This is a genomic window from Brevibacillus reuszeri, from assembly GCF_002897295.1.
Lineage (GTDB): Bacteria > Bacillota > Bacilli > Brevibacillales > Brevibacillaceae > Brevibacillus > Brevibacillus reuszeri_A.
Map to the genome: position 1 here is coordinate 24756 of NZ_BEXF01000001.1, position 19897 is coordinate 44652.

A 19897-nucleotide genomic window follows, 5' to 3' on the forward strand; every position below is an offset into this window, starting at 1 on the left:
AGCCATGTACGAAACGATCCTCTACGAAGTATCCGAAGGTGTCGCAGTCATTACGATGAACCGCCCTGAAAAATTCAATGCATTTACAGAGCAGATGAACAAGGAAATCACAGAAGCTCTGAAGCAGGCGCAAAAGGCTCCAGAAGTACGCTGCATTTTATTCACAGGAGCTGGCAGAGCATTTAATGCCGGGCAGGACTTGGGAGATGTTTCGGGTGGGAATGTAGACTTTGGCGGGTTTTTACGGAAGCGCTACAATCCGATGATTTTGCAATTCCAAAAAACGGAAAAGCCGATCGTAGCTGCCATTAATGGCGTAGCAGCTGGAGCGGGGATGAGCGTAGCACTGGCCTGCGATATTCGTCTCGCGTCGGAGAAGGCATCGCTCGTCAATGCATTTGTAAACATCGGCTTGGTGCCTGATTCTGGGGGATGCTATTTCCTGCCTCGCATTGTAGGAATTGGGAAAGCGCTGGAGCTGGCGATGACTGGCGAGAAGATTTCCGCAGAGGAAGCGCTGCGTATTGGCCTCATCAATCAAGTATACCCGGCAGACTCTTTTCAGGAGGCTGCAATGGCGTATGCAAGAAAATTGGCGTCACTGCCTACCCGAGGAATCGGCCTGATCAAGCGAACCATGTACAAGGGGCTCGAGATGGGGCTGGAAGAAACCTTGGAATATGAAGCATTTGCGCAGGATGCAGCAGGCAGCACGGAGGATCACAAAGAAGGGGTTACAGCCTTTATGGAGAAACGTGCCCCTCGTTTTACGGGCCAATAAAACGCGCCGCGCTTATCAATGCTCATACGCCACGTAAAAAGAGAGGGATCAGCGAGTGGAAACGAAAACTGTCGGTGTCATCGGTGCTGGAACGATGGGAGCGGGTATCGCTCTCGTCTGCGGCCGCAAAGGACATGTTGTAAAGCTATTAGATGCAAATCAGGCTGTTCTGGACAAAGCACAGAGCTATTTGCAATCCATCCTGACCAAGGATGTGGAAAAAGGCAAAATCAGCGAACAGCAAAAAACAGACACACTCGAGAGAATGAAGCTCGTCTCGGACATGGAACAGCTGGCTGATTGCGACATCGTGATCGAAGCAGTGCCAGAGCGGCTGGATCTGAAAAAGACCATTTTTGGGGAACTCTCACGAATTTGTAAAAGCGATGCACTGCTTTTGACGAATACCTCCTCGATCTCCATAACGGAAATTGCCGGAGGCTTGCCACACCCCGAGCGCATTCTCGGGTTTCATTTCTTCAATCCAGCACCCGTCATGCCTTTGGTGGAGGTTATTCGCGGGAAGAAATCTAGCGAAGAAAATGTGGAGCAGGCATACCGTTTTGCCGAGCAGCTGGGTAAGGTACCTGTTCTCGTGACAGATACACCTGGCTTCATCGTCAACCGGATCGCCCGCCCTTATTATAATGAAGCGTTGCGAATTCTTGGTGACAATGTAGCAAATGTAGAACAGATTGATCGAATCATGAAGCAGGCGGGCGGATTCAAAATGGGACCGTTTGAGCTGCAAGACATGATCGGAATCGATATTAATTTCGCTACGACCCAATCGGTATATTCCGATTTCTTCCACGAAGGACGATTCAAGCCCAGCCGGATTCAACAGCGAATGGTACAGGCCGGCAGCCTGGGCAGAAAGACGGGGGAAGGGTTCTATGACTACAGCAAATAAGGCGGTTTTGCTTACGGGTGACAGCCCCCTCTACGCAGAATTGCATAAAATATTGATTGATAGAGGGTATGCGGTGTTGTCCTTTGAGGACGCAACGAGCGCACCCCAAACGGTATCTCTGGCAATAGAAGTAAACAGTGTCAATCTGGAAGCAAAGAAACAACAGCTTTGCAATCTGGATCAGCTGCTTCCTGCCGATGTGCCAATTATTACTACCTCGCTGGCGATTACTGCTACTGAGGCTGCTTCCTGGACAGAGCATCCTGAGAGAGTATGCGGCTTTGGTACACTCGTGCCTTTGGCGGAGCGTGAGTTGATCGAGATCGCACCTGCTCTGCAAACAGAGGAAGCAGCAATCGCAGCGGCAGTATCACTCTTTGGGTCACTGGATAAAGAGACGGAAATCGTAGAAGACGAGGTAGGCCTCGTGTTTCCGCGTATCCTTTCACTGATTATTAACGAAGCAGCTTTTGCGTTGATGGAAAAAGCAGCAACTCCACAAGATATCGACACAGCTATGAAAAAAGGAACGAACTACCCATACGGCCCACTGGAATGGGCGGATCGTATCGGGCTCGATGAAATTTACGCGATTTCCCGAGGGCTGCAGCGCGATCTTGCAGAAGAACGCTATCGCACGGCACCGCTTCTGCGAAAGCTAGTGCTTGCCAAGCGAGTAGGAGTAAGAAGTGGGCAAGGCTTTTATCACTATGGCAGCAAAGAGGAGTGTGAAGGGTGATGCAGGCACGTAAGGATGTTTATGTGGCGGCCGCTGTTCGCACGCCGATCGGCAAGCTGGGTGGAAGCCTAAAAAATACACCGATAGATGATTTGACGGCGATTGTTTTGGACGGAGCTTTGAAACGGGCAGGGCAGGCAGGAGAAGCGATCGATGGAGTCATCATGGGGAACGTGATATCTGCGGGACCTTTTATTAATATTGCCCGTGTCGGACTTTTGAAAGCTGGACTGCCGGAAACTGTACCAGGACTGACCGTAAACCGTGTATGTGCGTCAGGGCTGGAGGCGATCAACCTGGCGGCGCAGTCTATTCAGGCTGGGCATAGCAGCGTCATGTTCGCTGGTGGCGTGGAAAATCTGACACGCTCGCCATATATTATGGAAAAATTCGAGCAGCCCTATCAGCGTGGTGGACAAACCTTGATGGAATCGTTCGGTGGTCCGCGCTCGGCTCCTGTTTCCATTTATGGTGAACTGACGATGGGCGATACAGCAGAAAATGTAGCACAGCGATACGGCATTAGTCGCGAGGATCAGGATCAGTTTGCTGCGGAAAGCCAGAAACGCGCGATTGCTGCCATCGATGAAGGTCGTTTTCGTGAGGAGATCCTCCCTGTCACACTTCGCGGTAAAAAAGGGGAAGAGACGATCTTTGACACGGATGAATTTCCGCGTCGTGATTCCAGCGTAGAGTCGCTTGCGAAGCTGCGCCCTGCTTTTCGCAAAAATGGCAGCGTCACAGCAGGCAATTCTTCTGGAATCAATGATGGGGCGGCAGCCCTTCTCTTGATGAGCGAGGAAAAGCTGAATGAGGCGGGGATGTCACCACTGGGACGGATTGTTCATTTCGTCAGTGCTGGTGTAGACCCACGCATTATGGGAATCGGCCCCGTCGTAGCGATTCAAAAGCTGCTTGCTGAAGTAAATATGACGATTGAAGAGATTGATCTTTTTGAATTAAACGAAGCATTTGCTTCCCAAGCTCTTGCGTGCATGCGCGAGCTGGGGCTCTCGCCTGATAAAACAAACGTAAATGGTGGAGCGATTGCTTTGGGACATCCGCTCGGGTGCAGCGGTGCACGACTGGCAGGGACGATCCTGTATGAATTACGCCGCCGCAAAAAGCGCTATGGCGTCGTTTCCTTGTGCATCGGTGGAGGACAAGGATTGGCTACGCTGGTGGAAGCCCTGTAACAGTAAGAAAAATAAATGGTAGGCCCCAATGGAGGCGTTGGAGATGAACATACCTGTAATTGTAGATGCCGTGCGGACACCCATTGGACGCATTGGTGGAGCATTGAAGGACGTGCGCCCAGATGATCTGGGGGCGCTCGTGATTCGCAAGCTGTTGGAGCGCAATCCGATCGATCCTGTGAGCATTGATGATGTCATTCTTGGTTGTGCGAATCAGGCAGGTGAGGATAACCGCAACGTAGCCCGCATGTCTTTGCTGCTTGCCGGGGTGCCAGTAGATGTTCCTGGTGTTACGGTGAATCGTTTGTGCGGATCAGGATTGGAAGCGGTGAATCAAAGCGCCAATGCGATTAAAGCAGGTGCGGGACACGTGTATATTGCTGGCGGGACAGAAAGCATGACTCGCTCGCCACTAGTCATGATGAAGCCGGGTACGGCTTTTCAGCGTGGAAATCAGCAGCTGGTAGACACTACGCTGGGCTGGAGACTGGTGAACGAGAAGATGGTCGAAATGTATCCCCCAATCAGCCTGGGTGAAACTGCCGAGAACGTAGCGGAACAGTATCAAATCAGTCGGGAGGATCAGGATGCATTTGCTTTGCGCAGCCAGCAAAATTATGCACGTGCACTCGCAGAAGGCAAATGGGAGGCTGAAATTGTTCCTGTGGAGCTGCGTGGTCGCAAAGGCGAGGTGTCTTATTTTGACCGTGATGAGCATGCCCGTCCAGAAACGACGATCGAGCAGCTGCAAAAGCTGAAGCCGGCATTTAAAGCGGACGGCTCGGTAACAGCGGGTAATTCCAGTGGTCTCAATGACGGGGCAAGTGCGCTGCTGATCATGGAGCAGGCGACAGCACTGCAAGCAGGCTTGAAGCCGCGGGCGCGTATCGTAGCGTCTGCTGTGGCAGGTGTCGATCCAGCCGTCATGGGCATTGGTCCCGTGCCAGCGACGCGTAAGGTGCTGAAGCAGGCAGGCCTTACGATCGATCAGATCGATTTGTTTGAGTTCAATGAAGCATTTGCAGCACAGGCAGTGGCTAGCGTGCGGGAGCTGGGCGTAGATCCGGACCGCGTCAATGTGAATGGTGGAGCTATCGCCTTGGGCCATCCACTTGGATGCAGTGGAGCACGTATTATGACGACTCTGCTTTACGAAATGGAACGACGTGAAGCCCGGTATGGTCTCGCGGCGATGTGCATTGGTGTAGGACAAGGAATTGCGACGATTATTGAGCGAGTATAATCCGCACATGAGCAGGTAAAAGGGGGGAGCTGATGCTCCCTGCCTTTCTTCAGTAAGACCTTCCTCGGCTATTAGGCCTCGATCAATTATTAATTGACCATAAAATTTTGAAAAATAAATTGTAGCAAAAAAATTGACTATTATGAAACGTTCTAATATAATGACGTTACAAATACGTAATACATTTTTTGTGTTATGTGTTCTGGGTCGATTACACGCTTACAAAAGTTATGGTACAATTTCACAGCATAGAGTAAGAATCGATCTGGGGGTTGAAGAAACGTGAAGCCACAATCCATGCTGTTCACCATTTACGGTGACTACGTTCGCCATTATGGCAATGAAATCTGGATTGGTAGTTTGACCCGGCTGATGGGGGAGTTTGGGCTGTCTGAGCCTGCGGTTCGCGCTGCAATCTCACGGATGCTCCGCCAAGGCTGGCTGGAATCAAGAAAAATAGGAAATCGCAGCTATTATTCCGTATCCGAGCGTGGTAAAAAACGTTTGGAGGAAGCAGCGGCTCGTATCTACAAGGTAGAGTCGGACCTGTGGGATGGAAAATGGTGCATTGCGAGCTACAACATTCCTGAGGAACGCCGTGCGCTGAGAGATCAATTGCGCAAGGAGCTGGGATGGATGGGCTTCGGTATGCTAACGACCAGCACCTGGATCAGTCCGAACAATTTGGCTGATAGAATCAAGGAGCTGACAGAGGCGCATGAAATCACCGAGTATGTTGAAATCTTTTCAGCGGATCACCTCGGGTGGAGCGATCCGAAGCAGCTGGTACAAAAGTGCTGGAACATCGAGGAGATCAATGCGAAGTACCGTGAGTTCATCGACGCTTACCGTACCGAGTACGAGGCGCTGGGTGAGAGGCTCAGCCGAGGTGAAGAAGTTGCTGACAGCCACTGCTTTGTAGAGAAGACTAAGCTGGTTCACCAATATCGCAAATTCTTATTTATTGATCCCGATTTGCCGCTGGAGCTATTACCAGAGCTTTGGTTAGGAAAAGAAGCGGACGAGCTGTTCCAAAATTACTATCAGATGCTGAATCCAGGGGCTGTTCGATTCTTCGAGACGGTGTACGAGGGAGCACCACAATAGGTGTCGACCTAGCACAAGAGGCGCCCTAGAAAAGCCTAGGGCCTTTTTCGTGAGGGCATTTTCCAAAAATTTAAATGTAAGCGTTTTACTTGGAAGAGAAAGAGACGCGTTACCAAGGGGGTTCAAAACAACATGACGGAGCTCATGCAATATGTTGCAAACGGTCTTGTTAGTGGCGGGATTTACGCCATCGTCGCGGTTGGCTTCATCACTATTTACAACGTCAGCAAAGTAATTAATTTGGCACAGGGCGAATTTTTAATGTTGGGTGGCATGGTTACAGTCGCCATGATCGGGCTGGAGGTACCATATGCATTAGCTGCACTACTGGCAATCCTGCTCGTTACGTTAATCGGTGTGCTGATGCAAAAGTATGTAATCGCTTATGTGAAAAAGGCTAGTCCTATTAGTCTGATAATTCTAACAATAGGAATTTCAACTTTGATTCGCGGGTTAGCAAGCTTGATCTGGGGAAAGGATGCATTTGCGCTGGCTCCGATTACAAGCAACGAACCGATCACTGTGGCAGGAGTGACGATCGCGCAACAGAGCGTATGGATCTTGGCAGCTGTCCTGATTATCTTGCTTTTGCTTTGGTACTTGATGGACAAGACCATTTTGGGTAAAAAAATCAACGCCTGTTCGATTAATCCGATGGCTGCTCGCCTGATGGGGATTAGTCCGGCAAAGATGAGCATGCTGGCCTTCGGGATTAGCGGAGCTACCGGAGCGATAGCGGGGATAGTGATCGCACCACTGAGCGTAACCTCCTATGACATTGGCGTACTGCTTGGAATCAAAGGGTTTTCCGCTGCTATTCTCGGAGGGCTTGGCAACCCGCTCGGAGCAGCAGTCGCAGCATTTTTGCTTGGAGTTGTTGAATCGCTTGGGGCTGGCTACATCAGCTCGGGAATGAAAGACGCGATTGCTTTTCTGGTGTTGATTGGCGTGCTCTTGATTAAGCCATCGGGCATCTTTGGAGAACGAAGCGTAGGGAAAGGAGGGCTATGATGAAGCACATAATCGACAAATGGGGCAAAAGTATCCTCGTTTATCTCGTTCTGATGATTGTCTTTCCTTTCGTGATGCCAGATGAGTATTACCGCTCGGTTGGAATCATCATCGGTCTTCAAGCGATTGTAGCGATTGGGCTGTGCCTTGTGATGGGTCTGGCGGGACAAATTTCCTTGGGACAAGCTGCTTTTTGGGGAATCGGTGCCTATACTTCAGCGGTTTTGACTACCAAATACGGTCTTCCGGTAGGGGTAGGCTTGATTGCATCAGCGATCGTACCCGCACTCTTTGCCTTTATCCTGGGACGGGCCATTGCTGGCTTGCAAGGTTACTACCTGGCGATGGCGACTCTTGCTTTTGGATATATCGTACAGATTGGAATCTCCGAGTGGGAGTCGGTAACAGGCGGAGCGAGCGGAATGATCAGTATTCCCAAAATTACGTTCTTCGGAGATAGCGAGCTGTCGATGTATTACCTGATTTGGGGCGTAGTCACCTGTGTACTGCTCTTTTCCCTGAATCTATTAAATTCCCGCGTTGGACGTGCTTTCCGTGCGATTCATAAAAGCGAAATCGCGGCAACCTCGATGGGGATTGATGTACGCAAATTCAAGCTGAACGCATTTGTCGTGAGCGGGATGTTTGCGGGGATATCGGGGGGCTTGTACGCGCATTACATCGGAATTCTTGATCCACAGCCATTCGGATTGCACGAGTCTATCAAATTTTTGACGATGGTTGTGATCGGTGGGATGACGAGCATCTGGGGGGCACTGATCGGTACGCTGTTGATCGGTTCGATCAGCGAGGCACTCGTTCTCATGAGCGAAGTCATTCCTGGCCTGCAAGGCGACATCGACACAATTGTCTTTGGCGGAATTCTGGTCTTGATCGTCATGTTCATGCCGGAGGGGTTGGTACCACGTATCCGGGCTGCTTATGAAAAGTTGCAGGCAAAGAAACGCAAAGAAAGTGCAGTCGAGACACAAACCGTGGAAAGGAAGGCGACAACATGACGACACTGTTGGAGGTACAAGCCCTTTCACGTGACTTTGGCGGTGTACGAGCTGTGAACAAGGTTGATTTTTCGGTGAACGAAGGCGAGATTTTGGCACTGATTGGCCCAAACGGTGCAGGGAAAAGCACGGTGCTCAACATGGTATCGGGCGTCATCCCACCCTCAGAAGGCGAGATTCGATTCAGCAAGCAGCCTTTGACCAAGGTTCCTGGCTATAGCTATGCGGGGCTGGGCATTACGCGAACCTTTCAAAATCTCCAGACCTTCGACGATATGACCGTCCTGGAAAACGTCATGGTCGGCATGCATACGAAGACGAGTGCGAGCCTCTTCTCTTGCGGGATGAATCTCGGACGTGCGCGCAAGGAAGAGCGGCTGATGGAAGAGCGGGCACAGGAATGGCTGGAGCAGGTGGGACTATCACAGCTGCGCACGTCGCTTGCAGGAAGTCTGCCATACGGAAAGCTGCGTTTGATGGAAATCGCGAGGGCGATGGTAGCAGAGCCCAGGCTGCTTCTTTTGGACGAGCCAGCAGCAGGGTTGAATCATACGGAAACGGCTGATATGAGCAGCATGTTCCAGAAAATCAGGGAAGACGGGACAGCGATTCTTTTGGTAGAGCATGACATGGACATGATTATGTCCATCGCTGATCGCATTGTTGTTTTAGACCAAGGGGAAAAAATCGCAGAAGGAACACCGCGCGAAATTCAGGAGAATCCGAGAGTTATTGCGGCGTACCTCGGAACTGAGGAAGCGTAGAAGAGTGGGGTGACAAGAGTGGCGAATGTGATTTTACAAGCAGAAAACATCGTTGCACGCTACGGTCCCGTAGAGGTGCTCCATGGAATCAATCTGGACGTAAAGGAAGGAGAAATCGTCTCCTTGCTTGGGTCCAACGGGGCGGGAAAGACCACGCTGCTCAACTGTATCTGTGGTTTGCACGGCTCCAAAGAGGGGATGGTCCGGTTTCGAGGCGAGGAAATTACCAAAATTCCTGCGGAGCTCGTCGTCAGTCGAGGCATGGCTCATGTACCCGAGCGGAGGCAAATCTTTTCTACCATGACGGTAGAGGACAATTTGTGGCTTGGTGCTTCCCATCGCATGCCAAAGACGAGCAAAAAGGAAATCGCCAAGGAAATGGATACTGTCTATCAGCGCTTTCCGATTCTGGCAGAACGCAAGTGGCAGATGGGCGGAACACTCTCTGGTGGACAGCAGCAAATGCTGGCGATTGGCAGAGCGTTGCTGTCACGCCCGCAGCTGTTGCTTTTGGATGAACCCTCACTAGGGCTCGCTCCATTGATCGCCAAGGAAATCTTGACGATCGTGCAGGAAATTCGTGCTGAATGGGGGACTACGGTCCTTTTGGTGGAGCAAAATGCTCGCGCAGCACTTTCTATCTCTGATCGAGCCTACGTCCTGAGCACAGGTACTGTGATGCTGGAAGGTACTGCTGAAGAAATTATGAACGATCCTCGTGTGCAATCTGCTTATTTGGGTCATGCCCATGAAGCGGTTTGACAAATAAAAAAAGCAACGAGATATCAAGGGGGCCCTACGATGAAAAAGAACCACAAAGCAAAATGGTTATTCCCGTTTGCACTCGCTTCTTTTGTTCTGCTGAGTGCATGTGGAGGGGGCGCAAAGCCTGCTTCTGAGGCGGCGCCTGCAGCTGGAGGACAATCGGCGCAGACAGAGAGCGCGAGCAAAGACCCAATTCGCGTGGGAGCGATCTTTTCCATGACGGGTCCGAATAGCCCACTCGGCGTTCCTGAAAAACAAGCAGTAGAATTGTTGGTCAAAGAGCTCAATGGTGCTGGCGGAGTAGATGGTCATCCGATCGAGGTTATTTTTGAAGATGACAAATCGGACAACACAGAAGCCGTAAAAGCGATCAAAAAGCTCGTATCCAAAGAAAAGGTAGTAGCGGTACTGGGCTCATCAGGTAGCGGTCCATCCCTCGGTATGGCGGAATTTGCCGCAGCAGAAAAGCTGCCTCTCATTTCCATGGCTGCTGCTGACCAAATCACCAATCCGGTTCGTGCTGGTATTTTCAAAACACCACATACAGATGCACATGGAACCAAACGCATCTTTACCTATTTAAAAGAAAAGGGAATCACCAAAATCGCAACGCTCAATGACAGCAACCCATACGGCAGCGGCTGGACACAGCAATTGCAAAAGTACGCTCCTGAGTACGGAATCACGATCGTAGCCGAAGAAAAATATGGCACAAAAGATCCTTCGATGAGCTCCCAATTGACGAAAATCAAGGGAATGGATGCACAAGCGCTGATCGTAGCTGGAACCAATCCGGGACCTGCAACGATTGTAAAGGAAGCCAAGCAATTGAATCTGTCCATTCCGATTATCTCAAGCCACGGTTCTGCTAACAGCAAGTTCCTGGAGCTGGTAGGCGACGCAGGAAACGGTGTATTGATGGTAGCAGGCAAGCTGCTCGTTCCTGACCAAGTAGACGCTAACGATCCACAGTCTGCCATTATCAAAAAGTTCGTAGATGGCTACCAAGCTGCTTACAAGTCTGAGCCAGACGGCTTTGCTGGGTATGGCTACGACGGCTTGAACCTTTTGGTAGAAGGTCTGAAGCAGGCTGGCGGAGATGCTTCCAAGCTAGGCGAGGTATTGGAAAAAGTAAATTATGTAGGGGTAACAGGGGAGTTCAAGTTCTCGGCGGAAGACCATAATGGCCTTACGGAAGACAGCATGATCATGGTTGAAGTGAAGGACGGCAAATTCCAGATCCTGAAATAACGAAAAACCGTATGCTACGAAAAAATGGCTGTTCTTTCCGCAAGGGGCGGGGGGAATAGCCGTTTTCGTCAGGACGTCAGGAGGTAGAGTACATGTCTCAAATGCTAAATAGCTTACTGATGGTTGCTCCCATTTTGCAAAAAGCATTTCTACTTGATTGTATGGTGGGCGTCACGGACAGAGAAAAGTTTCTGGCTTATTATCCGACGAAAGGCTTGAACCTCGGGATCAAAGTAGGGGACAAGCTGCGTGAGGGCAGTATCAACGCCATGGCGATTGCCGAGAAACGGCGGGTGGTCAAAAAGATTCCCAAAGAGGTGTTTGGTATTCCTTACATAGCAGTAGGCTTTCCTATCATTGAGCATGGTCAGGTAGTAGGATGTTTGGCAACCGGTGTCACTACCGACCAGGAGGAGCGCTTGCGTAGACTTGCGGGTGAGCTGAACGAGGCATTTGAGAATATTGCGATGCATACGGAGAGCCTGGCAAAAGAGGCAGACGATTTGGCTGGGGCCAGCTACACGCTCTCGGATGCAGCGGCAAAGATGAAGCTAAAAATTGCCGAGACCTCACAGATTAGCCAGCTCATTCGCGATATTTCCACTCGGTCCAACGTGCTTGGATTAAATGCGGTTCTGGAAGCGGCGCGCGCAGGTTCAGCAGGACGAGGCTTTTCTGTTGTAGCAGAAGAAATCCGGCAGCTGTCTCAGACCACCTCAACGTCAGCAAAAGATATCTTTCGCATTCTGGATGAAATGAATGATTTGGTAGGACTCGTATCGAGTGAAATGGAGAAAACGACCGCACATAGCCTACAGCAATCAACCCGCATCCAAGAGCTCGACGCAGTCATGCAGCAGCTGCGCCATATGTCAGAACAGCTAAGAAAAGCAGCAGTATCAACAGATCGTTCAGAATGAATGTTTTGAAAATGATGCCTATTGCGATAATGTATGACGTTATGTTATTATTGCGTTATAAAAACGTAGCATAAATTATGCGTAATGAATTCGGTTACAAGGAGGGCTTGCTCCATGCAAACACAGATCGAGCGTTTCGATATGACGGAAAATGAAAAAATGGAAGCGTTTTTAGCTCGAATCGACCGCGGTGAAAAAATAGAAGCGGACGACTGGATGCCAGACGATTACCGCAATCAGCTTATCAAACTCATTTCCATGCACGGGATGAGCGAAATCATGGGTGCTTTGCCCGAAAAGGAATGGGTGCCAAAAGCTCCGACCTTGCGCCGCAAGCTGGCGATCATGGCAAAGGTTCAGGACGAAATGGGGCACGGTCAGCTTTTGCTGCGCGTAGCAGAAGACCTCATCGCTCCATTGGGTAAGACACGGGAAGATTTGATGCAGGATTTGTTTACGGGTCGGCTTAAATTCCACAACGTATTTCACATGGAGGCACCGACCTGGGCGGACGCGGGTGTTATCGGATGGTTAGTAGATGGAGCGGCTATCATCACGCAGTCCATGTCGCTTGATACGTCGTACGCGCCATATGCTCGGGCGTTGCATCGGATTTGTGCAGAGGAGAAATTCCACGCGCAGCACGGGGAGAGCATCGTACTGGAGCTGGCAGAAGGCACAGCCGAGCAGCGTCAAATGCTCCAAGAAGCAATCACTCGCTGGTGGCCATCCCTGCTGATGTTTTTCGGTCCGCCTGAGAACGGCAACATTACGAGTAACCAAGCCTCGAATATGCGCTACAAGATTCGGACACAGACAAATGAAGAGCTGCGCCAGATCTTTTTGAAAAAGTATTTGCCGCGTATCTTCCACCTCGGCTTCACGGTTCCAGACGATACGATTTATTTCGACGAAGCCGAAGACATATGGGTATACCAACAACCGGATTGGGAAGCTTTCAAGCAGATTGTAAAAGGCAACGGACCTCGTTCTGCCCATCGCCTCAATCTGAGAGAAATGTCTTATGAAGAAACCAAATGGGTGCGCGACGCAATCATGTCGTTCGGCCGCCAAGTAGGGTAGGTGAAATGAACATGGAAGCGAAAGCAAATGATACCTTTTTCATCTATGAAGTGTTCAGCCAGAAAAGCGTAAGCGCTTCATTTGTCCACCAATTCAGCTTGCTGGCACCGAATGAAGAGGTAGCTCTCACCATGGCTCGGGAGAATTTTCTGCGCCGGGAGCCTTGCTTTAACCTGTGGGTGGTGAAGCGGGATAACATCCACGGCTTGCCACCAGAAGAGCGCCCTTTCCTAGAGCGACTGGACAACAAGAGCTATCGGGAGACAAAAGGCTACGGAGATCTACAAGCCAGATGGCGTCAGCATAAGGAAAAATACGAAGAACAACAAAAGCATGCAGGAAACGGCAGCTAAGGAGGCGGGATAAGATCATGGGCGAAAACGTACGTGTAGAGAACGTAGAACAAGCAAAACAAAACCAGGAATACGCGCAGGCCTTGGCTGATCTGTTGTTCCAGCTTGCTGACGATGATTTCATTCTTGCGTATCGAGGATCGGAATGGCTCGGCCTCGCTCCGCATATTGAAGAAGATGTAGCTTTTTCATCCATGTCGCAGGACATGATGGGGCACGCTGTGATGCACTATCAGATGCTGGAGGATCTGGGGCTGGGCAAAGCAGATGATCTCGCACAGCTGCGAGAAGCGGGGGCTTTTCGCAATGCGATTTTGGTAGAGCGTAAAAACGGTGCAGGCGAGTACAATGACAATCCACACTACGATTGGGCATATGCTATTGTCCGCAGCTACGTATATGGCTTGTACAAGCAAGTGAGACTGGAATCATTGCTCCAATCGTCGTACGCACCGCTTGCTCTGATTAGTCGCAAAATGCTGACAGAGCACCGCTATCACCTGATGCACTGGCAGGTATGGCTAAAACAGCTGGCGAATAGTACGAAAGAGGCGCGCCAAAAACTGGAAGCGGCCATTTCCAAGGTATGGGAAGATGCGGGAGAGCTTAGCAGCCTCGGTCAAAATGCAGAGAATATCGTTCGCTTTGGTCTGATTGCAGGCGAAGAGCTGCTGAGACAAAGATGGCTGGCAAATACCAAAGACATTTTCCATAAAGCAGGTCTAAGCTGGCCTGGAGAGCCTGGCGTGCCAACAGAGCGCGGACGTTTGGGCGAGCATACTGCTGATCTGAAGCAGGCTTTGGCAACCTTGTCTGAGGTATACCGTTTGGACCCAGTAGCGAAATGGTAAAGGGGTGATTCTCTATGACGAACGATAAAACCACGCAGCAGGAATCGCAGGAAGCGATTTGCTGGGAAATGCTGCAGGATGTAAAAGATCCGGAGATTCCGGTGATCAGCATGGTAGAAATGGGCATGATCCACAAGGTGCGAGTGGAGTCGGGCGTCGTGGAGGTTGAGGTACTCCCCACTTTTGTCGGCTGTCCGGCACTCGACATCATGAAAAAGAACATCTCGGAAAAGCTGATTGAGGTGGAAGGCATTTCAGATGTACAGGTTCGTTTCGTATACGATCCGGCTTGGACCTCGGACCGGATTGCCCTGGATGCTCGGGACAAATTGAAAAGCTTTGGCATTGCGCCACCGCCGCTTGATTTTAAACCGGGTGACTCATGGGATGTGTCCTGTCCTTACTGTGATTCAGTTTACACACAGCTCGAAAACTTGTTTGGCCCAGCAGCCTGTCGCAGCATTTTGTATTGTCGACACTGCAAAAATCCGTTTGAGGCTCTAAAACCAATCTATTGAAGAGAATGAGAGGAGCGAGTGTCATGGGAGAGTACAAACAAATGTATATCAATGGGGAATGGGTTGCTGCAGAAAGCGGCGAAACCACTCGTATTACGAACCCGGCAACGGGAGAACTGGTCGGGGAAGTCTCCTTCGGCGATGGCCGTGATGCCAAAAAAGCAATCGATGCTGCACATGAGGCGTTTGGCAGCTGGTCGCGCCTGACTGCTCGTGAACGCTCCAAATACTTATACAATCTGTCCGAGCTCGTGAAAAAGAACCGTGATGAGCTGGCAGGACTCATTTCTGCTGAAATGGGAAAACCGCTGGGCGAAGCAAAAGGTGAAGTGCTTGGCGCAGCAGACAACTTTGTCTGGTACGCGGAGGAAGCAAAGCGCGTATACGGCGAAACCATTCCATCCTCTGTACCAAACAAAAGAATCATGGTTCTGCGTCAGCCAGTGGGGGTAGTCGGAGCGATTACGCCATGGAATTTCCCTGTGAACATGGTTGCACGCAAAATTGCTCCAGCTTTGGCTGCGGGCTGCACCGTCGTTCTAAAGCCAGCGGAAAGCACACCATTGTCTGCGGTTCGTCTATTTGAGCTGATCGAGCAAGCTGGTTTCCCGAAAGGCGTAGTCAACCTCGTTGTCGGTAAGCCAGAGTCGATCGGCCAGGAGTTTATTGATAATCCGAAGCTTAGCAAAATTGGATTTACTGGTTCTACGCGCGTAGGTAAGCTCCTGATGGAGGGAGCGGCTAAGCAAGTAAAACGCGTTAGTATGGAGCTGGGCGGTCATGCACCGTTTATCGTGTTTGCAGACGCAGATTTAGACGCTGCTGTAAAAGGTCTGTTTGAAAGCAAATTCCGCAACTCCGGTCAAATGTGCATTTGCACGAACCGCCTCTATGTTCACGAGGAAGTAGCAGATGCCTTCACAGAGAAACTGGTAGAGCGTCTGAAGCGAGCAAAAGTGGGGGACGGTCGCCAAAAGGAAACCGAAATCGGTCCATTGGTAAACGAACGCGCCCTGAGCAAGGTGCTGGAGCATATTGAGGATGCAAAAGGTAAAGGCGGTCAGGTTGTCTTTGGCGGAAACCGCTTAACAGAAGGCGAATACGCAAACGGATTCTATTGCGAGCCAACTCTGATTGCAGGTGTAACGGAAGAAATGAAGATTTCTGTTGAAGAAACCTTTGGACCAGTCGTTCCAATGGTGCGCTTCACAGACGAGGCAGAGGTAGTGAAGCAAGCGAACAACACACGCTACGGCCTGGCTGCTTATGTATACACAAGAGACAACCAACGCTGCTTCCGCATGGCTGAAGAACTGGAATACGGCATCGTCGGTATCAACGACGGCTCCCCAACCCAAACACAAGCACCATTCGGCGGCTTCAAAGAAAGCGGAATCGGCCGTGAAGGTGGCCACTTCGGTATGGATGAGTATTTGGAAACCAAGTTCGTTTCTTTTGGGGTATAACACATATTAAAACGAGGAAAAGTCCAGTAAGCGATCTGGACTTTTTCTTTTTCTTTCCTAGTCCCCCAAAAAAGAAAGCGAGTGGTAGACAAACAGCTGGTGAGAGGAAACCGGAGAAAAAAGCGAGGCTCTTTGGGGCACAACCGAGGCGTAAGGAAAAAAGAGAAACACGCCTTTAAGCGTCCAACTTTGAAAAGCAACATGAATCGTCCACTTTTGGACGCGGTTTCTCTTTTTTCCTGTAGCCGTCCAGGAATGACCCCCATGCAAAGTGGCCCAAGAAGCCGGAGCGTTTTCTCCGGTTTCCTCTCCTCCCCCAACAGCCTGTCAACCTCCGGTTTCCCGCCCCCGTATTTGTCAACACTTTGTTCATTTTTATCCTCTAAGAATACTGGAAACAACGGTATAATGGAGAATGTAAAGAGGGCACCCTTTTTAGTAGGAAGGGAGGATATTCATGGGAAGTCAACATCAACATGATTTGTCATCCGGAATAGGGACGGCATCATTTTCGGATTTGTGGAGTCCAGATGTGATGCTTTTTACGCTGATTATAGCCAGTCTGTATTTTCTGGTGACGGGCCCATGGCATAAGCGATTTGCGAATGCAACTGCGGCCACGAATAAACAAAAATTGCTGTTTGTTTTTGCACTTGTTTTGTTTTACGCAGCTCAGGGAAGCCCGATTAGCTATTATGGACATCATTACCTGTTTAGTTTGCACATGCTGCAACAGTCGATCTTATATTTTGCACTGCCTCCCATCGTGCTCCTCGCGATGCCAGAGTGGCTCTTGCTAACCATTTTCCGACCTAAGCCTTTAAAAGCTATTTTGAATGCGTTAACACATCCGTTAGTCGCAGCTCTCTTGTTCAACTCCTTGTTTTCTTTCTACCATATTCCATTCATTTTTGATGCAGCAGCCCTTAATCATCAATGGATGACTGTCTATCACGTGGTTCTTCTACTTGCAGCGTTTGCTATGTGGTGGCCGATCGTCAGTCCGCTATCAGATCAGAAAAAGCAGCTGGCAGGCTTGAAAAAGCTGGCTTACATTTTTGCAAACGGGGTACTGATTACGCCAGCCTGTGCGCTGATTATCTTTGCCGAAGATCCTTTGTATGCCACGTACATGGCTGTTCCGCAAATATTCCCGAGCCTCGACACTTTTAGTGACCAACGTTTGGGCGGCATCATTATGAAGCTGGTGCAGGAACTCGTATATGGATGTGTGCTGGCCTATGTCTTCTATAAATGGTACAAACAAGAGAAACAGGATGACCTGCCAATGGATGTTCAGCCATCAGCAGCTGCTCTCTTAATGAAGACACCTGCCACGGACGAGGGCAGAGCATAAGAAACATAGACGTAATTACATTGAATGAGGTGTAGGAAATGGCGATTTTGTTGCCTACGATAAGCACTTCGTTTATCGTCATCAGCGGCATTCTTGTTGCTTTTGGCTGGTATGCGATTGCAAAGAGACAAATTGAAAGACATATGAAGATTATGAAGTGGGCTGCAATCTGTGCGACGATCTTCTTCATCACATATGTTTCTAGAACGGCTTTTGTAGGGAACACCCATTTTGGCGGACCTGATAGCTTGAAGCCGATCTATCAAACGTTCTTGATCTTTCACATCATCCTGGCAACGGTTGGTGGCGTGATGGGATTGGTTACGATCAGACACGCTTACAAAAAGAATTATGCGAAGCATAGAAAAATTGGTCCTTGGACGTCTATCGTCTGGTTTGTCACTGCGATTACGGGCGCAACGGTGTATACCTTGTTGTACCTGATCTATCCAGGTGGCGAAACAGCAGGCGTCATTGATGTTATTTTTGGTAGGTAGTGAGCTTTTCTGTCTCTCAAATACGCGCATGCTCAGATAGATCATGACAGGAGGTACAAAACGTGGACCAGCAAGTGACTATGCAGGAATCGCTCAATAGCGATACTTCCTTGCAGGCACAATCCGTTGAACCGGCTACTTGGCGTGACTACGTACAACTGACGAAGCCTGGTATTACGCTGTCCAACCTGATGACGACCTTTGCTGCTCTATGGTTGGCATCCTTTGGTTATCCAGATTGGAAACTGGCGTTTTTCACCATGCTCGGTACAGCACTGGTGATTATGTCTGGTGCGGCTTTGAACAATTTTTATGATCGCGATCTTGATAAAAAAATGGAGCGGACCAAAAACCGTGCATTGGCTACAGGGCGGATTTCAGCGCGCAATGCTTTGCTGATCGGAATCGGGCTCTTGCTCGCCGGCTTGGCAGTCCTTGCCGTATTTGCTAATCCACTCGCTGCTGTATGGGGATTGATCGGACACATTTTTTACGTGTTGATCTATACGCCGCTGAAGCGTGTTACGACGTTAAATACTGTCATTGGTGGTATTTCTGGTGCGGCACCGCCTGTTATCGGGTGGGTGGCAGTCACTAATAGTATGGACCCGGCCGCATGGTTATTGTTCCTGATCCTGTTCCTGTGGCAGCCTCCACACTTCCTAGCGCTGGCGATGCTGAAAACAGAGGAATACCGTGCAGGCAATCTGCCAATGCTACCGGTAGTAAAAGGCTTTGCTGAGACCAAGCGTCAAATGATGCTGTGGGGTTCGGTATTGTTCCCTGCGTCTGTGCTGCTCTTTATTCACGGCAGCGTAGGCTATGTTTACCTGATTGTCATGGGCTTGATGGGTCTTGTGTACATGGTTCTGTTGTTCCAGGGCTTCAATGCCAAGGACGATCTCGCATGGGCACGCAAGCTGTTCGGCTATTCGATTTTGTATTTGACCGTTTTCTGTGCTGCGATAGTAATTAGCACGATGGTGCATTATTATTGACACATAACACTCACTAAATGTTCACGGAACATCCCTTGTCTATCAGGGGATGTTTCATTAATGTAAGAGAGGACAGTAAGCAAGAGGCCGCATTACGATCGATGGTCTCAATCCTCTTAAGAAACAGGGTGTATTCACTATGGAAAAATGGCTGAAACCTCTAGCCGTTCTTGCTACTCTTGTCATGTTTATCGTCATGATCGCCGGGTCGCTCGTAACCAAAACGGATTCCGGTCTTGGATGTGGGAATGACTGGCCGCTTTGCAACGGCAAATGGGTCCCGGAGTATACCTTGGCATCAATAATTGAATATATGCATCGTTTGATTACTGGAGTTGCCGGCATTATCGTTGTGATCTTTTCAGTGCTGTGCTGGCGCTTCTATCGCGGTAATCAGGAGGTACGCAATCTCGCTCTGTTCGGTTTGTTTTTCATTGTTTTGGAATCCATTCTGGGCGCATCTGCTGTTATTTGGCCGCAATCCTCCAGCGTACTGGCACTTCACTTTGGCTTCTCGCTGCTTGCTTATACAGGGGTATTTTTGCTTAGCCTGTTCGTTTTGCAGCGTGACAAGACGGAGCTGATGGTACAAGGTTCTGTCTCCTCAGGCTTCCGTAAATGGGTATGGGGAGTAACCATTTATGCGTACGGTGTTGTGTATTTGGGAGCTTATGTACGCCACACAGGCTCAAGTATGGCTTGTAGCGATTGGCCGCTGTGTGATGGCAAACTGATACCGGAGCTGTCCGGTCAGGTAGGAATCCAATTTGTTCACAGACTGGGAGCATTGATTCTGGCGATCCTGCTTCTGGCGACCATGATTTACGCCATCCGTCATTTTAAACAAACACGCCGGGATTTGTATGGCGCGAGTATCGCATCATTTGTACTGGTGATGGCACAGGTATTTAGTGGTGGGTTTGTCGTGTTGTTCAAGCTCCATCTGTACGCGACACTTCTGCACTCGATGATCATTACGATCTTGTTCGGGATCATGTGCTATATGTGTCTGCAAACGCTCAAGACACCAGAGAGCAACAAGCTGAGGAAGTAGAAGAAGCTAAG

21 protein-coding genes are annotated in these 19897 nt (G+C 49.8%); all 21 read left to right on the plus strand.

Going from position 1 to position 19897, the window contains the following annotated elements; all coding sequences use genetic code 11:
• The first annotated feature begins 4 nt into the window (after window positions 1-4).
• Complete coding sequence (locus C3B52_RS00135; protein ID WP_103104068.1) at window positions 5-781, plus strand: enoyl-CoA hydratase-related protein; 777 nt, start codon at window positions 5-7, stop codon at window positions 779-781.
• 55 nt (window positions 782-836) lie between these two features.
• Window positions 837-1694, plus strand: coding sequence for a 3-hydroxyacyl-CoA dehydrogenase family protein (locus C3B52_RS00140; protein WP_103104069.1), 858 nt, complete (start codon window positions 837-839; stop codon window positions 1692-1694).
• On the plus strand, window positions 1678-2433 hold the full coding sequence (locus tag C3B52_RS00145) for a 3-hydroxyacyl-CoA dehydrogenase family protein (RefSeq protein WP_103104070.1): 756 nt from the start codon (window positions 1678-1680) through the stop codon (window positions 2431-2433). The genes C3B52_RS00140 and C3B52_RS00145 overlap by 17 nt, the downstream gene beginning before the upstream one ends.
• Window positions 2433-3629 carry a thiolase family protein gene (locus C3B52_RS00150; protein ID WP_103104071.1) on the plus strand — a complete coding sequence of 399 codons (1197 nt, stop codon included), beginning with the start codon at window positions 2433-2435 and terminating at the stop codon, window positions 3627-3629. The genes C3B52_RS00145 and C3B52_RS00150 overlap by 1 nt, the downstream gene beginning before the upstream one ends.
• A 43-nt stretch (window positions 3630-3672) precedes the next feature.
• A complete protein-coding gene (locus C3B52_RS00155; RefSeq protein WP_103104072.1) occupies window positions 3673-4872 on the plus strand; it encodes a thiolase family protein in 1200 nt (399 codons plus the stop codon).
• 282 nt (window positions 4873-5154) lie between these two features.
• Window positions 5155-5979 (plus strand): phenylacetic acid degradation operon negative regulatory protein PaaX, encoded by an 825-nt coding sequence (gene paaX / locus C3B52_RS00160; RefSeq protein WP_103104073.1) that lies wholly within the window; start codon window positions 5155-5157, stop codon window positions 5977-5979.
• 132 nt (window positions 5980-6111) lie between these two features.
• Window positions 6112-6990: a branched-chain amino acid ABC transporter permease gene (locus C3B52_RS00165; RefSeq protein WP_103104074.1), complete on the plus strand. Its 879-nt coding sequence runs from the start codon at window positions 6112-6114 to the stop codon at window positions 6988-6990.
• Window positions 6990-8009 carry a branched-chain amino acid ABC transporter permease gene (locus C3B52_RS00170; RefSeq protein ID WP_103104075.1) on the plus strand — a complete coding sequence of 340 codons (1020 nt, stop codon included), beginning with the start codon at window positions 6990-6992 and terminating at the stop codon, window positions 8007-8009. Before C3B52_RS00165 ends, C3B52_RS00170 begins: the two co-directional genes overlap by 1 nt.
• On the plus strand, window positions 8006-8773 hold the full coding sequence (locus tag C3B52_RS00175) for an ABC transporter ATP-binding protein (RefSeq protein ID WP_103104076.1): 768 nt from the start codon (window positions 8006-8008) through the stop codon (window positions 8771-8773). The genes C3B52_RS00170 and C3B52_RS00175 overlap by 4 nt, the downstream gene beginning before the upstream one ends.
• Before the next feature lie 18 nt (window positions 8774-8791).
• The gene (locus C3B52_RS00180) at window positions 8792-9535 is read left to right on the plus strand and encodes an ABC transporter ATP-binding protein (RefSeq protein WP_103104077.1); all 744 of its coding nucleotides are present in this window, start codon (window positions 8792-8794) and stop codon (window positions 9533-9535) included.
• A 39-nt stretch (window positions 9536-9574) separates the two neighbouring features.
• Window positions 9575-10789, plus strand: coding sequence for an ABC transporter substrate-binding protein (locus tag C3B52_RS00185; protein ID WP_103104078.1), 1215 nt, complete (start codon window positions 9575-9577; stop codon window positions 10787-10789).
• 92 nt (window positions 10790-10881) lie between these two features.
• On the plus strand, window positions 10882-11709 hold the full coding sequence (locus C3B52_RS00190) for a methyl-accepting chemotaxis protein (RefSeq protein WP_103104079.1): 828 nt from the start codon (window positions 10882-10884) through the stop codon (window positions 11707-11709).
• Between the two features lie 114 nt (window positions 11710-11823).
• On the plus strand, window positions 11824-12792 hold the full coding sequence (gene paaA, locus C3B52_RS00195; RefSeq protein ID WP_103104080.1) for a 1,2-phenylacetyl-CoA epoxidase subunit PaaA: 969 nt from the start codon (window positions 11824-11826) through the stop codon (window positions 12790-12792).
• 11 nt (window positions 12793-12803) lie between these two features.
• Window positions 12804-13145 (plus strand): 1,2-phenylacetyl-CoA epoxidase subunit PaaB, encoded by a 342-nt coding sequence (paaB, locus tag C3B52_RS00200; protein WP_373419700.1) that lies wholly within the window; start codon window positions 12804-12806, stop codon window positions 13143-13145.
• Window positions 13146-13162: 17 nt separating this feature from the next.
• A complete protein-coding gene (paaC, locus tag C3B52_RS00205) occupies window positions 13163-13996 on the plus strand; it encodes a 1,2-phenylacetyl-CoA epoxidase subunit PaaC (protein ID WP_103104082.1) in 834 nt (277 codons plus the stop codon).
• A gap of 14 nt (window positions 13997-14010) precedes the next feature.
• Complete coding sequence (paaD, locus tag C3B52_RS00210) at window positions 14011-14514, plus strand: 1,2-phenylacetyl-CoA epoxidase subunit PaaD (RefSeq protein WP_103104083.1); 504 nt, start codon at window positions 14011-14013, stop codon at window positions 14512-14514.
• A 23-nt stretch (window positions 14515-14537) separates the two neighbouring features.
• Complete coding sequence (locus C3B52_RS00215) at window positions 14538-15980, plus strand: NAD-dependent succinate-semialdehyde dehydrogenase (protein ID WP_103104084.1); 1443 nt, start codon at window positions 14538-14540, stop codon at window positions 15978-15980.
• 457 nt (window positions 15981-16437) lie between these two features.
• The gene (locus C3B52_RS00220) at window positions 16438-17337 is read left to right on the plus strand and encodes a cytochrome c oxidase assembly protein (RefSeq protein ID WP_103104085.1); all 900 of its coding nucleotides are present in this window, start codon (window positions 16438-16440) and stop codon (window positions 17335-17337) included.
• Window positions 17338-17375: 38 nt separating this feature from the next.
• The gene (locus C3B52_RS00225) at window positions 17376-17834 is read left to right on the plus strand and encodes a DUF420 domain-containing protein (RefSeq protein ID WP_103104086.1); all 459 of its coding nucleotides are present in this window, start codon (window positions 17376-17378) and stop codon (window positions 17832-17834) included.
• Window positions 17835-17896: 62 nt separating this feature from the next.
• Window positions 17897-18832, plus strand: a complete 936-nt coding sequence (gene cyoE, locus C3B52_RS00230; RefSeq protein ID WP_103104087.1) for a heme o synthase — start codon at window positions 17897-17899, stop codon at window positions 18830-18832.
• A 139-nt stretch (window positions 18833-18971) separates the two neighbouring features.
• A complete protein-coding gene (locus tag C3B52_RS00235) occupies window positions 18972-19886 on the plus strand; it encodes a COX15/CtaA family protein (RefSeq protein ID WP_103104088.1) in 915 nt (304 codons plus the stop codon).
• Window positions 19887-19897 lie beyond the last annotated feature (11 nt).